The following is a 23,363-nucleotide window of genomic DNA, read 5'->3' on the forward strand; positions in this document are numbered from 1 at the left end:
GTCAGGGCCCGCCACGTTCCTGGCAGCGCTTCGCCGAGCAGCATCGACCCTGGGCCCCTGCGTCACTCAGGGCCGCAGCTTCTCGCTCCATCGGAGGAACAGAGCAGACAAGCGCTCACGCGTGACGCTGAGCACGAGCCTGCTCATCTTGATCTCGCCACCGGCGACCGGGGCCCGCCGCTCGCCGGCCGCCTGCCCGGCCGCGACGCGAGGCCGCGATGCATCCGAGAGATCGTTGACGTCGGGGGCCTCGGAGGCGGCTGCACCGGATCCCGGTGCCGGTTCCTCCTCCGACCCCGTGACCCGCTCGGCGAGCCGACGGGAGAAGTCCGCGAACATCGTGTTCGAGACATCCTGGACGCCGCGGCCGAGGGCCGCGATCCGACCGGTGAGCTGGAGGTCCGTCGTCGACTCGAGCGTGCTGGCGCCGTCGCCTGCCCCGGTGACGCTGACCCTCACGTCCGCGCGGACCGAGCCGCCACCGCGGCGGTCCCGTGCAGCCGCCGAGAGCTCGAGGCAGCGGGCATCGGCGTCGCGCCGGGTGACGTCGACCTGACCGTTGTAGTTGAGCTTCAGCGGTCCGATGGAGACACGGAGCACCCCGCCGTACTGATCGTCACCCTTGTCGTCGGTCAGCTCGGCGCCCGGCAGACAGGCGACGACCGCCCTCGTGTCCTGCAGGAACGTCCAGACCTGATCCGGAGGAGCCTGCACCTGCGTGGAGTGTTGGAGCTTCATGATCCCTGCACCTTCTGGTCACGTGACGTTTCATGGCGGGCGCGGTCGTCGAGCAGCGCGAGCACGCGCTCTGGCGTGATGGGCAGCGTCGTCGGTCGACACCCGATGGCGTTCTCGATGGCGCTGGCGAGTGCTGCGGCGGGCGGCCCGATCGGCGGCTCACCGATTCCCCGCGCGCCGAGGGGCCCGCGGCCTTCGCCGCTCTCGACGACATCCACCATGATGTCGGGGGCATCCATCGAGCTGGGGATCAGGTAGTTCGCGAAGAGTGTCGAGCTGGGGTTCCCCTCGACCATCGGGCATTCCTCGCTCAGTGCGTACCCGATGCCCTGCATCGCGCCGCCCTGGATCTGGCCACGGACACGCACCGGGTTGATGGCGACACCCACGTCATGGCAGGCCGCGTACTTGGTGAGCTTGACCGACCCGGTCTCGAGGTCGACCTCGACCTCCGCGGCATGCGTCCCGAACGTGTAGTCCGGGAAGGTTCCGCCCTGACCGAGCTCGGGATCGAACTTCCCCGAGACGGCACGCCAGGTGTACAGCACCGACGTGTCGACGGCGGAGTCGTGGGCGGCCTTCGCGACGTCGGCCAAGGTGACGGCACCGGAGCCGGAGCGCCGCCCCACTCGACCGTCCTTCCACTCGAGGTCGTCCTCCTCTGTATCGACGAGGACGGCCGCGACAGGTGCGAGCTGGTCTCGCAGTGCCCTGCTCGCACGCAGGATGGCGTTGCCGGACATGTAGAGCTGCCGGGTGGCGAACGTGCCGCCGGCAGGCGGATTCAACGCGGTGTCGCCGATGTAGACGCTGATGTCGTCTAGCGGAACACCGAGGATCTCCGACGCGATCTGGCACAGGCTGGCGGCCTGACCGGCGCCGAGATCGGTGACGCCGCTGCGAATGAGCAGCGTGCCGTCCGACTGCAGCGTGACCCATGCCGAGGCATGGTCGCGGAACCAGATCGTCCGGCCGTACGGCTGCATGCTGTTGCCGAAGCCTTGCCCGACGACCTTTCCCGGCCCGGAAGGAGGACTGGGCGGTCCGAGACGAGCCAGAGCCTTGTCGCGCGTCTCAGTGACGGCGACAGCTGTGGTGATGGGCTCGCCGGAAGTGACGACGTCTCCCTTCTCGACGTAGTTGAGGTCGCGAATGGCCGTTCGGCTGACGCCGACAGCATCCGCGAGCGCATCCATCTGCGACTCGTAGCCGAGAACCACCTGCATGGCTCCGAAACCGCGGAACGCACTGGTCGGGACGTTGTTGGTGAAGACCGCCCGGGAGCGCGCCCGGAGCGCCGGGACCTTGTAGGGCCCGGTCGAGAGCGCAGCTCCCGCGAAGAGCACACGGGCGCTCAGGCACGGGTACGCTCCGGCGTCTCCCACGATGTCCGCCTCCATCGCCAGGATGCGGCCCTCCTTGGTGGCAGCGGTGCGGTAGCGCATGGTGAAGGGGTGCCGTTTCGTGCTCGCCAGGATCGACTCCTGCCGAGTCCACACCATCCGCACGGGTTTGCGGGTTCGCCAGACGAGCAGCGCGAGGTAGGGCTCGACTGTCATGTCCTCCTTGCCGCCGAAGCCGCCACCCATGTAGGAGGCGATGACTCGAACCCGGCTCTCCGGAAGCTCGAGGATCTCGGCGATCTCCGTCGCATGCTCGATCACCTGGGTGGAGATGCGCAGGGTGACGACGTCGTTCTCGATCCAGCCGACACCGGCTTCGGTCTCGAGGTACGCGTGCTCGACGTGGGGAGTCTGGTACTCGTCCTCCACGACCACGTCAGCTTCAGCGAACGCCTGGGCGACGTCGCCACGGGCCAGGAACCAGTTGACCAGCACGTTCCCTGCCTCGTGCACGAGCGGGGCGTCGTCGGCGAGCGCATCAGCCGGCGAGTACACGCCGGGGAGCTGCTCGTACTCGATGTGGACCAGGTCCGCTGCCTCGTCGGCCGTCTCCTGATCGACGGCGGCGATGACCGCGATCGGCTCCCCGACGTAGCGAACCCGATCCTGGGCGAGGACTGGCTGAGCGACGGTGAGCTCGCCCAGCCCACCGCTGGCGTGCTCGACGATCGCGTTGTTCGGCACGTCTTCTGCCGTCAGCACCGTGATGACGCCGTCCAGCTTCCGGGCCTCGCTCACGTCGACGCTCTTGATGCGCGCAGACGCCATCTCCGAGCGAACGATCTTCCCGTACAGCATGCCCGGCAGCTGCCAGTCCGCGGCGTACAGCAGCGTTCCTCGTACCTTGTCGACGAAGTCATGGTGGCCCGGAGAGGTCCCGACGATGTTGTAGCCGCTCTGCTCGGTCGGAACGCTCGCGTCCTTGGTCGCCTCGCTCATGCCCCATCCTCCCCAGCAGGCTGCCCGCTCGTGGAGGCGTGCTTGCCCCGGGCATCGAGGGCGTCGCAGTCTTCGCCGTGTATCCAGGCCTCCACCGAGTCGACGATCGCCGTGTAGCCGGTGCATCGGCACAGATTTCCGACAAGCTCGTAGCGGATCTCGTCGCGGGTGGCATCGGGGTTCCGCTCCGCCAGCTTCGCGGCGGTCAGGAGCATGCCGGGGGTGCAGAAGCCACACTGTGCGCCGCCCCGCTCGAGGAAGCACTTCTGCAACGGGTGCAACTCCTCGGTGGGATCGGCGAACCCGTGCAGGGTGGTCACCTCGTGCCCCTCGGCCTGGACCGCGTACATCAGGCAGGCGCTTGTCGGCGCTCCGTCGACCAGGACGGTGCACGTGCCACAGACGCCCTCGTTGCAGCCGTACCGGACGTCGGGGAGACCGACGTCGTCATGCAAGGCGTTCAGGAGGGTGCGGTCGTTGCGGATCCACAGTTCGTGTTCGACGCCGTTGACCTGCAGTCGGACCTGGGTTCGCATCATGAGGGGGCTCCATTTCCATCGTCGAGGCCCAAGGCCCGGACCAGTGCTCGCCGAACCAGGACGCGCACCAGCCGACGGCGATGCTCGGCACTGGCGTGGACGTCGGACTCCGGCTCTGTCGAACGGGCAGCCAGGTCTGCGACCGCCGTCACCGTCGTCCGTTCCTGATTGCGCAACGGGCCGACGACGTCCGCGGTCACGAGTACGGGCCTGTCGGCCACCCCTCCGAGGACGATGGACGGAATCCGACCGGGGCGGGCCTGCAGCGCCACCGAGACCGTCGCGAAGTCGGAGAACCGCCTGACCTCCTCCTCGAACGCCCACGCGGCGCCGGCCGCACTCGGGATGCGCACCTCGGTCACGAGCTCGTCGGGCTCGGCTGCCGTCGTCAGGTAGGTGCGGAACCACTCGCTGGCCGGCACGGTCCGGGTACCGAGGGGTCCTTGGAGGGTGATGGTGCCGCCCATGGCCAGCACGCAGCACGGGATCTCGCCCGTGGGGTCGGCGTGCGCGACACTCCCGCCGAAGGTCCCCCGGTTGCGCACGCGCACGTTGCCCACGAGACCCACGGCCGCGCGGAGCATGGGGCAGTGCTCGGCGATCACACTGGAGGCCAGCACGGTCGAGTGCCTGGTGAGCGCCGGGATCACCACGACCTGGCCCTCGGTGCTGGTCTCCAGCCGCGGACCGCCCTCGTCACCGATGTCGTTGATGTCGATGAGCGCAGCGGGCATGGTCAACCGCAGATTCAGCATCGGGACCAGGCTTTGACCCCCTGCGAGGATCTTCGCCTCGCCCTCCCAGATCCGGAGGAGCTCGGCTGCCTCGTCCCAGGAGTCTGCGCGCTGGTACTCGAAGGCTGTCGGCTCGGTCCGTGCGCCGCGGTCCGTTGCCACGGCAGGTTCATTCGACACGACGGTCTCCACTCTGGTCGGGTTCCTGCTCACCGTTGAGCGCACGCATAAGCCGGAGCTCCGACTCGGTCACGGGATCGAGGACGGTGACGTCCTCGGCGATCGCCAGCTCGAAGCCGGTGGCTGCGATGACCTGCTCGACCGTGACGCCGGGCTGGAGGGATCGCAGTCGCATCCTGTGCGTCCCGTCCTCGAAGTCGAGGATGGCGAGGTCTGTGACAACCATGCTGGGGCCTCCGTGCCGCAGACCCGATTGCCGGCGGCTGTCGCCCCCTGTGAGGTATCCGGGGCTCGTGACCCAGTCAACCCGCTCCACGAATCGTCGGCGCTCGTGGTTGGTCACGATCACCGTCTGGTTGCACATCGAGATGATGTCGTTCCCCCCACCGGGTCCGGGCAGCCGGACGGTCGGGTGCTGGGGGTCGCCGATCATGCTGGTGTTGACGTTGCCGAACATGTCGATCTGGGCGACGCCCAAGAAGCCGTAGTCGAAGAATCCGCGCTGCGCCATCAAGAAGATGTCCGTCGCGGAGGTGAGCATCTCGGCGCCGACCGCGGCACGCATCTCGTTCGTCGAGGCGGGCAGCTCGCCCGGCTGCAAGTGGATGCCCACCATGCCGCCCTCGAGGATCACGGTGAGGTTGGGCGCCTGGCGGCGCCGCGCCAGCGCGGCCGCGACCAGGGGCTGTCCGATTCCGGCGAACATCACCTTGCCATCCGCGAGCAGTCTGCTCGCGGAGATCGTCATGATCTCGTCGGGCCGGGCGGCGGCCCCCTTGTCGATCAATGCTCGACCCTCCTCCACAGTAGTCATCGCGGCGTCATCGCGATCGCGTCGTCGACCAGGCGCTCCAGCTGCTCCTGGGGCACCGACGCCAGGTACGCGTCGTGGTCCGGGTGAGCCACGAGCTCGGCGACGTAGTCGCGGGCGCCTTGCGATCCGTTCGCGTGCACTCGTTCCACGTAGTTGCGGAACGCCAGGTCATCCGCGAGGTAGTGCCCGTAGCACTCGTGGGGATAGGCGCCGAACGGTTGCAGCACGACGGCGTCGACAGCGAAGCCGGGAATCGTCGTGCGAGCGGGATCTTGGCGCAGGTTGTCGGTGTCGACGATCTCCTCGGCGGAGATCACCAGGCGCCGTGCTGCGCGTGACACGTCCGCGTCCATGAGCTCGTAGCCGTCGATCTGGGCGTTGCCGTAGACGTCGGCGCGCTGGACGTGGATCAGCGCCACGTCAGGGTTGAGGCTGGGTACGGCGTTCAGGGTCTGGCCGGTGTAGGGACAATCCACGGTCTGGATGTCCAGCCGCTGCCCTAGATCCGAGCCCATCATCGTGTAGGACGGGAGGAAGGGGACACCCATTGCACCGGCCTTGAGGCGCAGCCCGAGACCGAGGTGACTCCACTCCTCATACGTGGCCCGTCCACTCTCGACGTACTCGCGAAGCACCCTTGCCAGACCCCAGCCGTGGCCGATGCCAACCCAGCTGGTGATCACCGTCGAGGCCATCCCGGTCGCGATGAACAGCTCCGCCTCGAAGCAGGTGAGCGGACGAGCGAGGGACAGGCCACGGCGTCCTTGGCGCAGCACCTCTCCAAGGAGGGCCATGGGCGTGCGGGCGTGGTTGGTGCCACCCACCGCGATGGTGTCCCCGTCGGCCACGAACCGGCGCACGGCCTCGGCCGCCGACATCAGCTTGTCGACGCGGGGGCGCCGATCGCCCTCCAGCTCGAGCCTGGCGTCCACGGTGTCCGCCCCGGGGAAGGCCAGTGCGGTCATCGCCACGCGCCTTCCGCCGCGGGAACCACCGGCTCTCCCGCACCGAGGAGGGGCATCACCTCGGCCGCGAAGCGCTCGACCTGCTCCTGCTCGTAGCCATGCGGCACGAGGCAGATCTCCTGGACGCCTGCATCGATGTGGGCCTGGAGCTGCTCGGCGCACTGCTCGGGCGTCCCAGTGATGGCGCTGTCGGGTGTCGCGTCGCTCCAGTCGGGGGTGTCGAAGTACGACGCCAGCCACGGTCCGGTCCGTGCCTGGGCCTCTTCCTTGGATGCACCGATGCAGATTGGGAGCTGCGAGACGTTGCGCAGCTCGGCGGGGTCCCGGTCGGCCTCTTCGGCGTAGTTGCAGATCTTGGTCCAGGACTCCGTGAACGCGTCGGCGGTGTAGAAGTACGTCAGCCAGCCGTCAGCCAGGGTGGCGGCACGCCGCAGCACGCGGTCGACATAGCCGCCGATGAGCACTGCCGGGCGCGGCTCGGGGCGGGGCAACATCCTGACCCGTCGGAAGGACAGGTCGTCCCATTCGCCCGTGACCTCGTCGTCCTGCCAGAGCCGCAGGCAGATCTCGAGGTTCTTCTCGAAGACCTTGCCCCGACCGCTGAACGGCGTTCCCGTCGCCGCGAACTCACGCTCGTACCATCCAGCCGCTACTCCGAGGCACAGCCGCCCTCCCGAGAAGTCCTGGATCGTCGCGGCGGTCTTGGCGAGCAGGGCGGGATCACGGATGGGGAGCACCAGGATCCCCGTGCCCAGCGTCACCGTCTCGGTGTGCGCCGAGAGCACCGCGAGCGTCGTGAGCGCTTCGAGTTGGGGGAAGGGCTGCTTGCTGCCCAGGAACAGGTGGTCCCAGGCCCACAGTGAGGTGTAGCCGAGTTCCTCAGCCCGCGTCGCGTAGCGGATCAGGTCCCGCATGTCCGGCGTCGCCTCAGCTGATGTGAAGTTCTCGATGGCGAGTCCGAACTTGGCGCTCATGGGGTAATCCCTCTCGTGTCTGTCGCGGTGCTTCAGGAAACGATCTGCGGGGGTTCGTCGCTGATATGGGCCGGGTTGGGCCTCTTCCAAATGAGCGTATGAGTGCGTCGATGACCTTGGACACGTCAAAAGGGCACACTCAGCAGCTCATTCGATGTGAAGAATCAATTGGTGCGGAACCGGACTCCTTGCCCGGGTCGCAGCTGGGCCACCAAACTGAGTGCGCGAGAGTCCACGACGGCGATGACCGGGTAGCCACCGGTCACCGGATGGTCAGGCCCGAACAACGTCAGCCGGCCGTCTGGCGGCGCTTGCACAGAGCCCTCGACAACGCCCTCACTCGCCAGTTCGTCGTCATTGCGCCTTGGCAGGGTCGGTCCGCCGAGCCGCACACCGATGCGGTTCGAGTCAGCAGTCACCTCGAAGCGCTCGGCGAGCAGCAGGTCCACCGCTCCGGGCTCGAACCAGTCGGCCCGGGGACCCAGCCGCACCGGAAGGAAGACGTCTTCGTCCGCTGCGGCCGGGAGTACGGGGGCTACGACGTCGACCGCCGGGACCGGCCCGACTGGAGGCCCCAGCGTCAGCACATCCCCCGGAGCCAAGGGTGCCGGCCCCAGGCCAGACAGCAAGTCCGTCGACCGTGAGCCGAGCACCGGCTCGACCAAGAGGCCGCCACGCACCGCGAGATAGCTTCGTAGGCCACGTGCGGGCATCTCAAGGCGCACTGCCTCATCGGCCGAGACCGGGATTGCCTCGTGCGTCCACCGGGCGCGAGTGCCCACCCGGACGAGGAGTGGCGCGCCGGTGACCGCGAACCAGGTGGACGCATCGAACCGCAGCTCCAGGCCGCCGTTGGTGACCTCGATGACCGCGGCATGCTCCTCGTTGCCGACCAGGCGGTTTGCAAGCTCCATCGCGGGACGATCCGCGGCTCCTGATCGCCCGACCCCGAGGTAGGCCCAGCCGTCTCTACCCGCGTCCTGCACCAGTGCGCGCATTCCCGGCGTGGTGATGGTGAGGGTTGCCACGCGGGGCGCGGCCGCGCTCATGCGGCCGACTGCCTGAACCGGACCTCATACCCGGGCAACAAGAGGGCAGGCGGGTCGGCGGAGGTGTCCCACATCGACTCCGTGGTGTGGCCCAAGAGCTGCCATCCCCCGGGCGATCGGCGCGGGTAGACGGCCGAGAACTGCCCGGCAAGCGCGACCGCGCCGGCCGGCACGACGACCCGGGACTCGCCTCGGCGAGGCACTCTCAGCCGCGGGTCGCCACCGACCAGATAGGCGAACCCCGGGGCGAACCCGCAGAACGCCACACGCCACGGCGTCCCGGTGTGCGCGCGTACTACCTCTCGTTCGTCGAGGCCACAGTGCGTGGCCACCCAACCCAAGTCCTCGCCGTCATAGATCACCGGGATCTCGACGGTGCGCGCTTGGGCGGGGTCGATCGGTGGGACCTCGATGTCGCGCAGACGTGCCTCGATGTCGGCTGCTTCGGTCCGCTCGGGATCGAAGACCAGAAGCAGGGTGTTCAGTGCCGGCACCAAGTCCTTGAGACCTTCGACGCCGGCCGCCCGGACCGCTGCAGCAAGAGCCAGGACGCGACTGTTGTCGTCCAGTTCGACAAGCACGCCGGTGTCGCCGCACCGACGGGTGGTCAGCTCGGTGGCAGTCAGCCAGTGCGTGCGCGCATCAGTTGATCGGGATGAGCTCAACACCGGCCGCCTCCAGCGCCTTGCGGGTGTCTCGGGCGATGTCCACCGCGCCCGCCGTGTCGCAGTGCACCAGGATGGCTTCTGCCTTGATCTTGATCCTGCTGCCGTCGATGGCAGTGATCTCGCCGTCTGTCACCATCTCGACGGCCCGCGCAGCGGCTGCCGCCGGGTCGGCCAACATGGCGTCGGGCTCCGTGCGCGGCACGAGCAATCCCTGCGGGGTGTAGGCACGATCTACGAATGCCTCCGCGACAACGCGCAGCCCGGCCTCCTGGCCGAGACGCCACGTCTCGGTCCCGACCTGACACAGCAGCGGGAGGTCGGCGTTGTACTCCTTGGTGGCGTCGACGATGGCCTGTGCGTGCTCGGTGACGGTGGCCGAGGCGTTGTAGAGCGCACCGTGTGCCCTGACGTAGTCGATCCGGCCGCCGGCCAGATGGGCGAAGACATCGAGGGCACCCATCTGGTACAGCAGATCGTCCGTGAGGTCCTGACGGGTGTAGGCGATGAACCGGCGGCCGAACCCGTGCAGGTCGCGGTAGCTGACCTGGGCTCCGATCGACACGCCGTTCGCGACCGACACCCCGCAGGTGTGTCGCATGATGGAGGGGTCTCCGGCGTGGAAGCCGCAGGCGATGTTCGCGGCCGTGACGACGTCGAGCAGCGCCTCGTCGTCTGCCAGCGTCCATCGGCCGTACCCTTCGCCGATGTCGGTTGTGAGCGCTACCTGAGGCATTCGTGTTCTCCTGTCGTCAATCGGCTGTCGATGCGTGACGGCCCCGGATGCCCTACGTCCGCGGTACGGATGACAGGGCCGCGGGTCGACGCGATCGGGGGACTCGCAGACTGGTCCTGCAGCGAGTATGCGCGTGTGTCTCCTGTGTGAACAGGACGACTCAGTGCGCCCTATTCAGCAGCTCGAATGCCGAATCGACACTGCGCATCGCAGCGAGAAGGGCGTCACGGACCACCCTCACGGCCGGGCTGTGCTCACTGCCGACGCGGCTGAGGGTGAGCAACGTCCTGGCTGAGCCCGCTGGGGTCAGATGAAGTCCCGGTGCCCCGCGCACCACCGCCAGGGCGGGCAGCAGGCCAGCCGCTCGACCGTGCTGGATCAGTTCGAGGTGGACGAGCAGGTCGTCGCTCTCGTATCGCACATCGGGCTCGAAGCCGAGGCGGCGACAGGTGAGCTCCGCCCACTCGCGGGCGGCGCTGCCGCGCGCCTCCATGACCCAGGGAATCCTGCCTCCCGCCACGGAGAGGGCACGCCCCTGGAGCAGCCGCTCGGCGACGACGATGAAGAGTGGGTCGACACCAAGGTCCTCACGGTGCGTCTCGACCGGTATCCACGGATGCACACCGGGGTACTCCTCGGCGATGACCAGGTCGAAGTCCCCGGCCAGCAGTGCCGGGACGGCGACTTCGGGCTCCACTTGCACGAGCTCCACGCGCAGGCCGGGGTGCGTCTCCTCACAGGCAAGTGCGTGAGGGACGAGTAGCAGGGCGGCACTCTGGAACGAGGCGAGACGCACCGTTCCAGCGACCTCGCCCGACAGCTGGCGCAGCTCTGACTCCGCCGCCTCCATCGCGGCCAGGAGCCCGCGTCCGTTCTCGGCAAGCCGATGGCCCGCCTCGGTCAACCTCAGGCCGCGTCCGGACCGGGCCACAAGGTTCGCGCCGACCTCCCGTTCGAGCCGTGCGATCTGTGCCGAGATGCCGGATGCACTCAGGTGCAGCGCCTCGGCGACCGAGGCCAGGCTGCCGCGCCGCTCCAACTCCACAAGCAGTCGGACCCGCCGCATCTCCAGCACGCGGCCATCGTAGGTGCCGAGCCGACCAATCGGCACCCTCCATGCCGAATCGGCGGCAACGATTCGGGCTTATCGTGCTTCGCCACGGATGCCTATGGTGATGCCGTGAACAAGACGCTCGCCTCTTCCACCCAGGCGCCCATCGCACTGTGGTCCCCCGGAGCACCGGCGCCGGCCGGGGGGCTCGCGCGCTGGACCCCCAACGTGTTCCGGGACGCCAGCGATGCTCGACGGACCTTCCACAGGAGCCTGCCCGGGTACGCGGTGACGCCGCTGATCGATCTGCCCGACCTGGCAGCCGATCTCGGGCTGACCAGACTCGTCGTCAAGGACGAGTCGTCCCGGCTGGGACTTCCCGCGTTCAAGATGCTGGGTGCGTCGTGGGCCGTCTACCGGAGCCTGGCCGCCCTGTGCGAGGAGACCCCCGAACCAACCCTCGAGGCGTTGCGCGAGAAGGTCGTCGAGCTGGGCCCGATGACGTTGGTCACCGCCACCGACGGCAACCACGGTCGCGCCGTGGCACGCATGGCTACCTACCTCGGCCTGTCTTCGCTCGTGCTGATTCCGAGCGCGGTGTCCAACGAGGCCATCGACCTGGTCCGTAGTGAAGGGGCCGACGTCGAGGTCCTCGACCTCTCCTACGACGAGACGGTCGCCGAGGCCGCGCGTCGATCCGAAGCCCGGTCGGACGGAGTCCGGCTGCTGGTGCAGGACACGTCCTGGCCCGGCTACGAGACTGTGCCCACGTGGATCGTCGACGGATACGGGACACTCTTCGACGAGGCGACAGCTCAGCTCAACGGTGACCCCGCACTCGTGGTCGTGCCGGCCGGCGTGGGCTCCTTGGCGCACGCTGCCGTACTGCACTGCCGTAGCCATCCAGGATGGCGCGCTGTGACGGTGGAGCCTGAGGTCGCACCCTGCATCGCAGCCAGTCTCGCCGCCGGCGCGGCGGTGTCCACCGGGACGGGCGAGACGTCCATGGCCGGCCTCAACTGCGGAACCCCGTCGTCGCTGGCATTTCCCGACCTCCTCTCGACCCTGGACGGAGCCCTGTGGGTGACCGACGGAGAGGCCGAGGAGGCGTCCGCGAGCCTGGCAGGTCATGGCATCGACGCCGGCGCGTGCGGCGCCGCCTCACTGGCCGCCCTCCGACAGCTGTGTGCGAGCGAGGGCGGAGACAGGCTCCTGTCGGATCTCACCGTGCTGCTCCTCAACACCGAGGCCTCCCGCTGAGGTCGCACCCCGGGAACGAGTTGCACCGGCCGCCAGCCGATCGGTGCACCTTCGCTCTCGCGTCTGGAGGGAACGGCTCCGGGCGAGGCGGGGCGGGCATCCGCTACAGCGGCCGCCCACCTTGCATGCGCATGATCTCCAGTGCCACTCCGATGCGCCGCGCAGTCACTGCGTCGGTACTGAAACCACCGAGCAGCTTCTCCAGCTTGATCATCCGGGACCGCAACGTGTTGTAGTGGTAGTGCATCTCGCGGGCGGACTGCGCGATGTTGAGATGGTTGGCCAACAGCACATCGAGTGTCTGCACCAGGTCGGTCCGCTCTGGTTCCGGCAGGTCGAGGACGGGGCCCAGGGTGTCTGCGACGAACATCTCGAGCTCCCCCTCGTCCAGTTGCGCCAGCAGCCGGAACAAGCCGAGCCCGTCGTACTGAGTGATCGCGTGCGGGCCGTTGACCCTCGCCCCCAACCGCAGCGCCCGCAACGCCTCCTCGTAGGCACCTCGAATACCCGCCAGCCCGTGGTGGCACCGGCTGACCCCCATCGCGAACTCTCGCCGGGTGCTCGTCGACATCTCGGCCTGAAGAGCGGCGATCGCCCCGGGCTTCGCCAGCTCGCCACCCAGCACGGCGACAAGCTGCGCACCCAGCACTCCGGCAGCCCCGTGCGGATCGATCCGGCGGGATGCGATGGCCCAGCGCTCGGACGTTCGCTGTTCCCGCACCTGGGCCTGCTCGATGACCGGAGCCGATACAGGTCGTCCGTCATCGGGCCGGGCCGCGACGACCACGATGTCCCGGTTCAGCGCCCAGTCCAATGCCGCCGCCCGGGCAGAGATGCCCTCCAGGTCGTCGCCGGTCATCAGCTCGTGCAGCAGGTTGGAGGCGAATCGGCCGCTCACCGCACGGACCGCCTGTCCCCGAATCATCTCCAACGTGGAAACGATGGCCGCCTGCTCCGCGGCGGTCATGGCGTACGGGCCGAGCTCACCCTCGCCTCCCACCACGACGACGTGCCCGTACTCGGTCGCCGCCGCTGCTATCGGGACGACGACCCAGCTGTGGCCGTCCTCGGAATGGTGCCCCTTGTGGAGGCTGCTTGGGTCCACGGCGACGGGCTCGGCGGGAAGGTCCGCGCTGAGGCACCGCAGCGCGTCCAGGGTTCCCGCGTGCGCGAGAACGGTGCCTTGGCTGTCGACGACAGCGGCGAGCCGCGCCCCCAGCAACCGAGCCAGCTCCTCCATGAGGGCCGGCATGCCGCCCCCGGAGAAGGTCAGGCCCAAGAAGGTGTAGTGAAGTCGATGGGAGCGGCTGAGCTCCGCTGCTTGACGATTGATGATCGTCTCGAAGGCTTCGCTGAGGATGTCGTCGAATCGGACATCGACGGGGATGGCCACGATCGGGAACGCGAGCTCATCGGCCGCTGCCAGGACATCGGCGTCGAAGGACGGGAGATAGGTGTCGAACTTCACGGCAAGCCCGGCGAGCTTCAACTCGCTGAGGTCACGGATGAGGCTGACGGGATCGCCATGCGCGCGCAGCGGGAACCCCGTGGTCAGGAGGAACTCATTGCGTTCGACCCAGCGCACGATCTCGGGCAGGGTCATCACGTTCATGCGCCCGATCGGGGTGTCCTGCCCGCTGGCTCCCGCCAGGATCGACGCCGTCTCCATGCAGGGCTGCTCAAGCAGCTCTCGCACGGTCAGGTGGTCCGGCCCGGGCGAGCCCTGCTCCTCGACCGAGGCTTCCCGAGAGGACTGCCCGTCGTCGCTCATGGGTCCACCGACCGTCCCTGACTGTTGACGCAACCATAGGTCGTGTCCCGCTGGCGGACCGGGCGACCGATGCCGGCCCCGATCGCGGCCAGCTCCGCCACCGTCTTCGCCGACCCGTGCTCGGAGCCGGCCATGCGAGAGATCGTCTCCTCCATCAGGGTCCCACCCACGTCGTTGGCGCCTGCCTGCAGCATCGCGCGCGTGCCGTCCACTCCCAGTTTGACCCAGCTGGTCTGGATGTTGGGGATGCGCCCGTGCAGCATGATCCTGGCCATTGCGTGGACGGCGAGGTTGTCTCGCATCGTCGGACCCGGACGGGCTACACCCGCCAGGTAGATAGGCGCGGAGGTGTGCACGAAGGGCAGCGGCACGAACTCCGTGAAGCCGCCGGTCTCATCCTGGATCCGGCTCAGCACTCGCAGGTGCTGAACCCAGTGCCTCGGGTTGTCGACGTGGCCGTACATCATCGTCGAGGTGGACCGGATCCCGAGGCGGTGCGCCGTGGTGATCACGTCGATCCAGGTCCGGGTGGGCAGCTTGCCCTTGGTGAGCACCCAGCGAACCTCGTCATCGAGGATCTCCGCCGCAGTGCCTGGGATGCTGTCGAGGCCGGACTCGCGAGCCCTGATGAGGAAGTCCTGGAACGACAGACCGGTGCGGTGCGATCCGTTGACGATCTCCATCGGAGAGAACGCGTGCACGTGCATGCCGGGCACCCGCTGCTTGACCGCGGCGGCCAGGTCGAAGTACGCGGTGCCGGGCAGCTCGGGATCGATGCCGCCCTGCATGCAGACCTCGGTGGCACCCACCTGCCAGGCCTCTTCGGCGCGGTCCGCCACTTGCGTCATCGAGAGGGAGTAGGCGTCTGCATCGGTACGCCGCTGCGCGAAGGCACAGAACCGACATCCGACGTAGCAGACATTGGTGAAGTTGATGTTGCGGTTGACGACGTAGGTGACCTCGTCACCCACCGTCTCCCTGCGGAGGTCGTCCGCGAGCCGACATACCTGGCGCAGCAAGTCGCCGTCTGCTGCCATCAGGGTCAGCGCCTGGGCGTCGGAGAGCTTCGAGGGGTCATCCTCGGCGGCCCTGAGCGCAGCGGCTCCCTCGGTCGTGCCGGTGCGGCCATTCGTTGCCGCTCTCCGCCTGTGGGCGGCGAGCTGTCGGCTGTCTGCCTCCACCTGGTCGGCCACGACCTTGACCGCCTCCCAGTCCCCGTAGACGGAGTCGAAGTCACTGCGGCGATCCTCGCTTCGGCCTTCGCTGTCGACCGACAGGTGCAGATCGGTGCGACCGGAACCTGCGCCGGCGACCGCGAAGCCACCGTCGGGTTCCTGCCAGGCGAGCCCGACCGGGATGGCGCCCTCGCGAGCGAGCCCGTCATCGCCCGCCAAGGCAGCGACGTGGGCAGAGACGCGTGGGTCGATCCAGGGCTCGCCCGTCAGGACGTACTCGGGGTGCACGGTCAACCGAGCACGCAGGGCGAAGCCAGCCTTCGCCGTGACCGTCCGCAGGCCCTCGATGGAGGGCCACGGGCGCTCGGGATTCACATGGTCGGGGGTGAGCGGCGAGACACCACCCCAGTCGTCCACCCCAGCGCCGAGCAGCGCCTCGCACTCCGCGAGGTCGACGAGGTTGGGAGGCGCCTGGATACGGACCTTCGGGCCGAGCACCATCCGTGAGACGGCGATCGCCGCGAGGTACTCCTCCAATCCCAGATCGTCGACATGACGCATCGCGGTGGCCGGCTTGGCGCGGAAGTTCTGGATGATCACCTCCTGCACGTGTCCGTACTGTCGAGCCACGCGGCGCAGGGCGAACACCGACTCAGCCCGCTCCATCAGAGTCTCCCCGATGCCGATCAGCAGTCCGGTGGTGAAGGGGACCGACAGCCTCCCGGCGTCCTCCAGCACGCGCAGGCGCACGTCGGGGTCCTTGTCAGGAGAGCCGAAGTGAGCCTCGCCCTTCTCTTCGAACAGGCGCCGGGACGTCGTCTCCAGCATCATTCCCAACGACGGCGCGACCGGCTTGAGCCGGTTCATCTCCTCCCACGACATCACACCGGGGTTGATGTGCGGCAGCAGCCCGGTCTCCTCGAGCACACGCACCGCCATCGCCCGCACGTACGTGAGGGTGGAGTCATAGCCCTGCTCGTCCAGCCACACCCGTGCCTCGGGCCAGCGGTCCTCCGGACGGTCCCCCAGCGTGAACAGGGCCTCGCTGCATCCCAGCTCGGCCCCCTGCGAAGCCGTCTCCAGGATCTCGTCCGGAGACATGTACGGCGCCTCGCCCGAGCGGCTGAGGTGGCTCGGCGTCGTCACGAACGTGCAGTAGTGGCATCTGTCTCTGCAGAGTCGGGTGATCGGCAAGAAGACCTTCGGCGAGTACGTGATCGTGTCGGGGCGACCGGCGTGAACGAGCCCGGCGTTGCGCACCTGCACTGCGGCGGCACTCAGCCGAGCCAGGTCCTGGCCTCGCGCGGCGAGCAGGACCGCAGCCTCTTCGACGTCCAGCGTCGCGCCGCGCTCGGCCCGCGCCAGAGCCCTGCGCAGCTGCTGAGGTGTGGGGGGTCTCATCGCCGTAGAGGAGGTCCGTCGGGGACACCCACGAGAGCCACGCCCGAGTGGGTTCGGTATCGGCGGTTGGTGCTGATCAGGACCGCCGTCAGTGGTTCCAGGTGACGGTTCAGCCGGAGAGGACCGATGCAGACGCCCAGGTTCCCGGTGACGGCCCTGGCGAGCTCGGCGACCTGGTCCGCTGCGTCCTCATCGTCGGAGGCGACCATGACGGTGTGACCTGAGAGGTCCGCGTCCGGATCGTTGAGCGACACGGCTGACAGGTGGTGGAACGCCCCGACGACCGTGGCGTGGGGCAGCAGCTCGGCCGCAGCCTCGGCGGCCGAGGAGTTCCCGGCGAGAAGGCCGACAGGACCGCGCTTGTCGAACCGCATCGGATTGACGCAGGTGATGACGATCTTGCCTGTCAGGTGCGGGGCCAGGGTGGCGATGAGCTCATCGTGTCCGTCGTACGGCACCGCGACGACGACGACGTCAGCCGCCTCGCAGGCGTCGGGGTTCGTGGTCCCGGTCACTCCCGTCAGCCCCGCGGCACGCAGCTCCCCGGCCTTGACCTCGGCCCGCTCTGCGGTGCGCGAGCCCAGGACGACCTGATAGCCGGCTCGCGCGAGGCGAAGAGCCAACCCGGAGCCCTGAGGCCCGGTGCCCCCGAGTACGGCGATGGTGGCGTCGGGCCGTGCGGCGTTCGTGGTCATCATTCGACTCCTGCTCTGCCGTTTCCAGCACCGCGGTTCGACCTCTTGTCGCAGAGCCCTGCACCCAGCAGGACGAGGCCTCGATCCTTCGGACGATATCCGCACCGTCGCGCCGCAGGCGATGTGAACTGTCGACGTTCACGGCCGGGTCCAATGTAGAAATGACCCACTCCTACAGATGGCCCTCGATCGAGCGAGGCAGGCCGCAGGCACCGTAAGAAGCCCACACCCGAGGTGCCGTACGACGGCAAGTCTCGACGGTCCTCAATGGCTCTCCCGGCTCTACGTTGAGCTACCACGCCACTACCGAGGAGGTCCCGCGTGCGTATCGGAATCCCACAGGAGACCGCCGGCCAGGCCCTGGTCGCCGCGACTGCTCGCACGGCCGGGCAGCTGCAGGAACTGGGCTACGACGTGGTCGTCGAGAGCGGGGCCGGCCTCGGGGCGGGCCAACCGGACGGGGCCTTCGCCAGGGCCGGCGTACGTGTCGGTGACGCCGCCGAGGTCTGGAGCAGCGAGATCGTCATCAAGGTCCGGCAGCCGTCCGGGCACGAGATCGCCCGCTTGGCGCCCGACGCAACGTTGATCTCGCTCCTGGCCCCCGCAACCTCGCCGGAGCTGGTCGAGCAGCTGCGAGAGGCCGGGATCACCGCCATGGCGATGGACGCCATGCCGCGGATCTCCCGGGCTCAGTCCATGGACGTGCTCTCGAGCATGGCCAACGTCGCCGGCTACCGCGCAGTGATCGAGGCGGCGCACGAGTTCGGGCGGCAGTTCACCGGGCAGGTCACCGCGGCCGGAAAGATCCCGCCCGCCAAGGTCTTCGTGGTGGGCGCCGGGGTGGCTGGGCTCTCGGCCATCGGAGTCGCTGGTGCGATGGGCGCCGTCGTCCGCGCCTTCGACGTCCGACCAGAAGTGGGCGAACAGGTCGAGTCCATGGGCGCCACCTTCGTCACCGTCGACATGGAGGCGGAGGTCAGCGCGGACGGCTACGCCCGCGAGATGACCGAGCAGCAGCACGCTGCCACGGCCGCGATGTACGCCGAAGAGGCGCGCAATGCCGACATCGTCATCACGACCGCACTCATCCCAGGCCGTCCAGCGCCACGCATCATCACCGCCGACGCCGTATCCCAGATGCGCAACGGCTCCGTGATCGTCGACATGGCGGCGACCAACGGCGGCAACTGCGAGCTCACTCGGGCGGACGAGAAGGTGGTGACCGACAACCTCGTCACCATCGTGGGCTACACCGACCTCGCGGGCCGTCTTGCCGCACAGACCAGCCAGCTCTACGGCACCAACATCGTGAACCTGCTCAAGCTGCTGACGCCGGAGAAGGACGGGCGGCTGACCCTCGACCTCGACGACGTGGTGCAACGCAGCATCACCGTCACCCGGCACGGGGAGACCCTGTGGCCACCGCCGCCCGTGCAGGTGGCCGCGACGCCTCGCATCGAGGAGCAGCCGCTCGCCCAACCAGCGGGTGCGCACAAGGTCGCCGTGAAGTCCCGGCGCAAGGCGTACCTCCTTGCCCTGGCCGCGGTGCTCTTCAGCCTCATGTCTGCCTACTCGCCTTCGGCCTTCCTGGGGCACTTCACCGTCTTCGCGTTGGCAGTGTTCGTCGGCTACTACGTGATCTCCAACGTCGCGCACGCACTCCACACGCCGCTCATGAGCGAGACGAACGCGATCTCCGGAATCATCCTGGTCGGCGGCATCCTCCAGGTGGGCAACACGAATCCGGTCGTCACGGTCCTCGCGGTCATCGCCGTCCTGGTGGCGAGCATCAACATCACCGGCGGCTTCCTGGTCACATCACGCATGCTCGACATGTTCCGGAGGACCTGATCGCCATGACCGACCTCATGACCTCGAACCACCTCCCCGGCCTGGTCCAGGCGGCCTACATCATCGCTGCCGTCCTCTTCATCATCGCCCTGGCCGGTCTGTCCCGACACGACACGGCCAAGCACGGGAACATCTGCGGCATGGCGGGCATGGGCCTCGCGCTGGTCGCCACACTGGCGCTGGCGGCACGTCAGGCCGCTCTGCCGGATCCCGGGGGCCAGTGGCGTCCCTGGTCGTTGACGCTCGTCGTCATCCTCGGCGCCATGGCGGTCGGTGGTGCCATCGGCGCCTGGCGCGCGCGCACGGTCGAGATGACCGGCATGCCCGAGCTGATCGCGGTGCTGCACAGCTTCGTCGGCCTTGCCGCGGTGCTCGTGGGATACAACTCCTTCCTCGAACCAGGAGCGCTCGAGGAGGGCGCGACCGCTCACATCCACGCCGCCGAGGTCTACCTCGGCACGTTCATCGGCGCGGTCACGTTCACCGGTTCCGTCGTCGCCTACCTCAAGCTCAGCGCGAAGATGAAGTCGTCTCCGTTGACGCTGCCCGGACGTCATGGTCTCAACCTGGCCATCCTCGTGGGCTCCGCCGGCCTGATGGCGTGGTTCATGCTCGACGGCACCGAGGATGCTCTCGTTCCGCTCGCTGCCATGACTGCGCTGGCCCTGCTTCTCGGGTTCCATCTGGTGGCGGCCATCGGCGGCGGTGACATGCCCGTCGTCGTGTCCATGCTCAACTCCTACTCCGGCTGGGCCGCAGCCGCCGCAGGATTCATGCTGAACAACGACCTGCTCATCATCACCGGGTCCCTGGTCGGGTCCTCGGGCGCGATCCTCAGCTACATCATGTGCAAGGCCATGAACCGCTCTTTCGTCTCTGTCATAGCCGGGGGCTTCGGTTCCGGCCCCTCGGCACAGGGCGGGGACCGCGACCTCGGGGAGCACCGGGAGATCGATGCTCGCGAGAGTGCGGAGCTGCTCGCCAATGCAAGGTCCGTGGTCATCACGCCTGGTTACGGGATGGCGGTGGCCCAGGCGCAGTACCCCGTGGCAGAGATGACCGCACGCCTTCGCGACCGGGGTGTCGACGTGCGTTTCGGCATCCACCCGGTCGCCGGGCGACTGCCGGGCCACATGAACGTGCTCCTCGCGGAGGCCAAGGTGCCGTACGACATCGTGCTCGAGATGGACGAGATCAACGGTGACTTCACCGACACCGACGTGGTCCTCGTCATCGGCGCCAACGACACCGTCAATCCTGATGCTCTCGAACGTCCTGACTCTCCCATCGCGGGCATGCCGGTCCTGGAGGTCTGGAAGGCGCGTGACGTCATCGCCTTCAAGCGTTCCATGGCCACCGGATATGCCGGGGTGCAGAACCCGTTGTTCTTCCGCGAGAACACGCAGATGCTCTTCGGGGATGCGAAGGAACGGGTGGAGGCGATCGTTCGTGAGCTCTCGTGAGCGGCTCGTGGGTTATCGCGAGCTCGACCTGGTAGGTCTGGCCGCAGGGGCAGCGCCACGCAGCTGGTCCTCCAAGTAGACCGTCCGCGAGATCCCGAGACCCGAGAGGAGCAGCGGCACCGTGAGCGCGATCATCGCGAGCAGCGGCACCGTCCACCCGTCGCTGAGGTCGTGCAGGAGGCCCACGGCGAAGGGACCGAGCGCGGCGATCAGGTATCCGACGGACTGGGTGAACCCAGAGAGCGCCGCGGTCCCCTCCGGGGTGCGCGCCCGCAGTCCGATGAGCGTCAGGACCAGCGGGAAGGTCGCAGCACCCAGGCCGACGAGCACCGCCCAGACCAGCGCCCCTCGGACCGGCGCCACGATCAAGCCGACGTAGCCCGTGACGTAGCACCCGATGAAGCCGACCACGAGCCACGACACGTGCTTCAGTCGCCCGGCCAGGGCAGGCACCACGAAGGAGGTCGGGATGCTGACGGCCGTGATCACTCCTAGAAGCAGGCCGGCCGTGCCGCTGGAGAACCCCGCGTCGCGGTAGATGTCGGCGAACCAGCCGAAGATCGAGAAGGCCTGCAACGACTGCAGGCCGAAGAACACTGCCATCAGCCAGCCGAGCCTGGTCCGGGCGACCTCGCCCAGGCCGATGGGCGACGGCGGCATCTCCTCGTCCAGGTTCGTGCTTCGATCCTCGCTGAACAGGGCGACCCACGGCACGAGTGCGACGGCAGCCGTGAGCGCCCACACCATCAAGCCGTCCTGCCACCCGCCGAGCGCCTTGCTGAGCGGCACTGTCAGCACCGAGGCCGAGGTCAGGCCGACGGCCAGCGCTGTGGTGTAGGCCGCAGTCATCGTGCCGACCCGGCTCGGGAAGTGGTGCTTGACCAGGGACGGCAGCACCACGTTGGCAGTGGCCATGCCGGCGAGAGCCAGGAGTGACAGCGCCAGGAAGGCGAGCACGTCGTCCACCATGCTGCGACCGAGGAGCCCGACGACCACCGCGACGAGCGCCATCAGGGTCAGCCTGTGTGGACCCATCAGCCGGGCCAACCGCGGCGCCAGTCCTCCGAACACGGCGAAGGCGACCACCGGGAGGGAGGTGAGGACCCCGGCCTGCGTGCTCGACATGTGCAGTCCGGCGCGAAGCTCGTCGAGGACCGGCCCCACACTGACTGCGGCGGGTCGGAGGTTGTAGGCCAGGGCAACGATGCCGACGACCACGAGGGCATACCGCGTGCGGGTTCTCACCGCTCGAAGGCTGCCACACGAGCCGTGGCGACCTCACGCCGGCAAGGCGTCGACCCGCCGTGATCATCGCGACCACCGGCTTGCCGGCGGCGCTCGACGCGGGCCTCCCAGCGGCGCACGGGGGTCAGCGCGCCATTCGCCGTGCAGACTCCAACTCCAGAGCTGCGTGGTGCAGTACACGGGCGGCCGCGTTGTGGGCCAGCACCGAGGGGGGATGGGCGAGCCAGTACGGCGTCAGCGACGCCTCGTTGGCGGCCGTCTCCGCCTCACGCCTCGCTAGCGCGTGAAGCTCGTGGCACATCGCCGCTACCAACTCGGGCCTTCCTTGGATTCCCGCGCCGCCGCTCATCGCATTCTCCGTGTGCCGTCGCTGAACTACCTTGCGTCGCCCTCGAGGTCGACTGGGGCTGCGTCTACGCAGTCATCGGCAAGTGCAGGGGACCCCGGCTCGGCTGCCCGCGTATGGGTCTGGCCCGGAGTCCCGGTACTGGTCGCCGGCCGAGTCCGTTGTGCTGACCATTGGGTCGATCGTAGGCAACCCCGCGGTGCTGAGCCATGTCACATGACCACACTCAGCGTCCTTCTTGGTGTCAACTTTGCGGCGTTCAGACTCCTGGTCCGGTTGCCATAGTGAGGAGCTCAGTTCAGGAGGGCTTTCATGGTTGGGCAGCCAGCTACGACCGCCGGCCTTGATCAAGGCATCGGCGTACACACCACGGCGGGCAAGCTCGCCGATCTCCAGGCGCGGCTGGATGAGGCGGTCCATGCCTCGTCGGCCAAGGCGGTGGAGAAGCAGCACGCGAAGGGCCGGGGCACGGCGCGGGAGCGGATCGGATTGTTGTTCGACGAGGGGTCCTTCGTCGAGCTCGATGAGCTCGCCCGGCACCGCTCGACGAACTTCGGGATGGAGAAGAACCGGCCCTACGGCGACGGGGTGATCACCGGGTACGGCACCATCGATGGCCGCCAGGTGTGCGTGTTCTCCCAGGACTTCACCATCTTCGGTGGCTCGCTGGGCCAGGTCTACGGGGAGAAGATCTGCAAGGTGATGGACCTCGCGGTCAAGACCGGGTCCCCGATCATCGGGATCAACGAGGGCGCCGGCGCCCGCATCCAGGAAGGGGTGGTCTCCCTGGGGTTGTACGGGGAGATCTTCCGCCGCAACGTGCACGCCTCGGGGGTGATCCCCCAGATCAGCCTGATCATGGGCTCGTGTGCCGGCGGGCACGTCTACTCCCCCGCGGTCACCGACTTCACCATCATGGTCGACGGCACCTCCAACATGTTCATCACCGGCCCCGACGTCATCAAGACCGTCACCGGTGAGGACGTCACCATGGAAGAGCTCGGCGGGGCCCGCACCCACAACACCCGCTCCGGCAACGCCCACTACCTGGCCACCGACGAGCAAGACGCCATCGACTACGTCAAGGCGCTGCTGTCCTACCTCCCCCAGAACAACCTCGACACCCCACCGGTCCACCCCGGCAGCCAGCTCGGGCCGGCCGACACGGAACCCACCGACCTCGACCGCACCCTGGACACCCTGATCCCCGACTCCCCCAACCAGCCCTACGACATGCACCAGGTCATCGGCGCGGTCCTCGACGCGGGCGAGGACGGAATGGGGGAGTTCCTCGAGGTCCAGGGGCTGTTCGCCCCCAACATCCTCATCGGCTACGGCCGCATCGAGGGCCACCCCGTCGGGGTCGTGG

General features: G+C 68.3%; 19 protein-coding genes. 4 read left to right on the forward strand and 15 right to left on the reverse strand.

The features are described 5' to 3' along the window. Positions 1-66 precede the first annotated feature (66 nt). The 11 genes from ACP7BP_RS05730 to ACP7BP_RS05780 form a co-directional block, all read right to left on the reverse strand. The gene (locus ACP7BP_RS05730; RefSeq protein ID WP_426243330.1) at positions 67-738 is read right to left on the reverse strand and encodes an SRPBCC family protein; all 672 of its coding nucleotides are present in this window, start codon (positions 736-738) and stop codon (positions 67-69) included. After that, positions 735-3,080, reverse strand: a complete 2,346-nt coding sequence (locus tag ACP7BP_RS05735; RefSeq protein ID WP_426243332.1) for a xanthine dehydrogenase family protein molybdopterin-binding subunit — start codon at positions 3,078-3,080, stop codon at positions 735-737. Before ACP7BP_RS05735 ends, ACP7BP_RS05730 begins: the two co-directional genes overlap by 4 nt. Beyond that, positions 3,077-3,619 carry a (2Fe-2S)-binding protein gene (locus tag ACP7BP_RS05740; RefSeq protein WP_426243334.1) on the reverse strand — a complete coding sequence of 181 codons (543 nt, stop codon included), beginning with the start codon at positions 3,617-3,619 and terminating at the stop codon, positions 3,077-3,079. Before ACP7BP_RS05740 ends, ACP7BP_RS05735 begins: the two co-directional genes overlap by 4 nt. Further along, complete coding sequence (locus ACP7BP_RS05745; protein WP_426243336.1) at positions 3,616-4,515, reverse strand: FAD binding domain-containing protein; 900 nt, start codon at positions 4,513-4,515, stop codon at positions 3,616-3,618. Before ACP7BP_RS05745 ends, ACP7BP_RS05740 begins: the two co-directional genes overlap by 4 nt. A gap of 7 nt (positions 4,516-4,522) precedes the next feature. Further along, entirely contained in the window at positions 4,523-5,347 is an 825-nt protein-coding gene (locus tag ACP7BP_RS05750) for a CoA-transferase subunit beta (RefSeq protein ID WP_426243338.1), read from the reverse strand. Beyond that, positions 5,344-6,312 carry a CoA transferase subunit A gene (locus ACP7BP_RS05755; protein WP_426243339.1) on the reverse strand — a complete coding sequence of 323 codons (969 nt, stop codon included), beginning with the start codon at positions 6,310-6,312 and terminating at the stop codon, positions 5,344-5,346. The genes ACP7BP_RS05750 and ACP7BP_RS05755 overlap by 4 nt, the downstream gene beginning before the upstream one ends. Next, entirely contained in the window at positions 6,309-7,286 is a 978-nt protein-coding gene (locus tag ACP7BP_RS05760; protein ID WP_426243341.1) for an LLM class flavin-dependent oxidoreductase, read from the reverse strand. Before ACP7BP_RS05760 ends, ACP7BP_RS05755 begins: the two co-directional genes overlap by 4 nt. A 164-nt stretch (positions 7,287-7,450) precedes the next feature. Then, positions 7,451-8,335 (reverse strand): biotin-dependent carboxyltransferase family protein, encoded by an 885-nt coding sequence (locus tag ACP7BP_RS05765; protein WP_426243342.1) that lies wholly within the window; start codon positions 8,333-8,335, stop codon positions 7,451-7,453. After that, entirely contained in the window at positions 8,332-9,003 is a 672-nt protein-coding gene (locus tag ACP7BP_RS05770; protein ID WP_426243344.1) for a 5-oxoprolinase subunit B family protein, read from the reverse strand. The genes ACP7BP_RS05765 and ACP7BP_RS05770 overlap by 4 nt, the downstream gene beginning before the upstream one ends. Then, the gene (locus ACP7BP_RS05775) at positions 8,978-9,736 is read right to left on the reverse strand and encodes a LamB/YcsF family protein (protein ID WP_426243346.1); all 759 of its coding nucleotides are present in this window, start codon (positions 9,734-9,736) and stop codon (positions 8,978-8,980) included. Before ACP7BP_RS05775 ends, ACP7BP_RS05770 begins: the two co-directional genes overlap by 26 nt. Before the next feature lie 160 nt (positions 9,737-9,896). Next, positions 9,897-10,802 carry a LysR family transcriptional regulator gene (locus ACP7BP_RS05780; protein ID WP_426243394.1) on the reverse strand — a complete coding sequence of 302 codons (906 nt, stop codon included), beginning with the start codon at positions 10,800-10,802 and terminating at the stop codon, positions 9,897-9,899. Between the two features lie 114 nt (positions 10,803-10,916). Between ACP7BP_RS05780 and ACP7BP_RS05785 the strand changes: the two genes are divergently transcribed. After that, positions 10,917-12,047, forward strand: coding sequence for a pyridoxal-phosphate dependent enzyme (locus tag ACP7BP_RS05785; protein WP_426243348.1), 1,131 nt, complete (start codon positions 10,917-10,919; stop codon positions 12,045-12,047). Positions 12,048-12,150: 103 nt separating this feature from the next. Here the strand turns inward: ACP7BP_RS05785 and ACP7BP_RS05790 are convergent, their stop codons facing one another. From ACP7BP_RS05790 to npdG, 3 genes are read right to left on the reverse strand one after another with little or no spacing between them, the layout of a single operon-like run. Beyond that, complete coding sequence (locus tag ACP7BP_RS05790) at positions 12,151-13,818, reverse strand: PucR family transcriptional regulator (protein ID WP_426243350.1); 1,668 nt, start codon at positions 13,816-13,818, stop codon at positions 12,151-12,153. Further along, the gene (locus ACP7BP_RS05795) at positions 13,815-16,394 is read right to left on the reverse strand and encodes a bifunctional FO biosynthesis protein CofGH (RefSeq protein ID WP_426243352.1); all 2,580 of its coding nucleotides are present in this window, start codon (positions 16,392-16,394) and stop codon (positions 13,815-13,817) included. Before ACP7BP_RS05795 ends, ACP7BP_RS05790 begins: the two co-directional genes overlap by 4 nt. Then, positions 16,391-17,089 carry an NADPH-dependent F420 reductase gene (npdG, locus tag ACP7BP_RS05800; protein WP_426243354.1) on the reverse strand — a complete coding sequence of 233 codons (699 nt, stop codon included), beginning with the start codon at positions 17,087-17,089 and terminating at the stop codon, positions 16,391-16,393. Before npdG ends, ACP7BP_RS05795 begins: the two co-directional genes overlap by 4 nt. A 321-nt stretch (positions 17,090-17,410) precedes the next feature. Between npdG and ACP7BP_RS05805 the strand changes: the two genes are divergently transcribed. Continuing rightward, positions 17,411-18,940 (forward strand): Re/Si-specific NAD(P)(+) transhydrogenase subunit alpha, encoded by a 1,530-nt coding sequence (locus ACP7BP_RS05805; protein ID WP_426243356.1) that lies wholly within the window; start codon positions 17,411-17,413, stop codon positions 18,938-18,940. Between the two features lie 5 nt (positions 18,941-18,945). Beyond that, the gene (gene pntB, locus ACP7BP_RS05810; protein ID WP_426243358.1) at positions 18,946-20,403 is read left to right on the forward strand and encodes a Re/Si-specific NAD(P)(+) transhydrogenase subunit beta; all 1,458 of its coding nucleotides are present in this window, start codon (positions 18,946-18,948) and stop codon (positions 20,401-20,403) included. A 12-nt stretch (positions 20,404-20,415) separates the two neighbouring features. Here pntB and ACP7BP_RS05815 read toward each other — a convergent pair whose 3' ends face one another. Further along, positions 20,416-21,648: a CynX/NimT family MFS transporter gene (locus ACP7BP_RS05815; RefSeq protein WP_426243360.1), complete on the reverse strand. Its 1,233-nt coding sequence runs from the start codon at positions 21,646-21,648 to the stop codon at positions 20,416-20,418. Positions 21,649-22,306: 658 nt separating this feature from the next. On the opposite strand from ACP7BP_RS05815, the gene ACP7BP_RS05820 reads away from it, so the two are divergent. After that, a partial coding sequence (locus tag ACP7BP_RS05820; RefSeq protein ID WP_426243362.1) for an acyl-CoA carboxylase subunit beta occupies positions 22,307-23,363 on the forward strand: 1,057 nt, incomplete at its 3' end.

It is taken from the genome of Nocardioides sp. LHG3406-4, from assembly GCF_049897745.1.
Taxonomy (GTDB): Bacteria; Actinomycetota; Actinomycetes; order Propionibacteriales; family Nocardioidaceae; genus Nocardioides.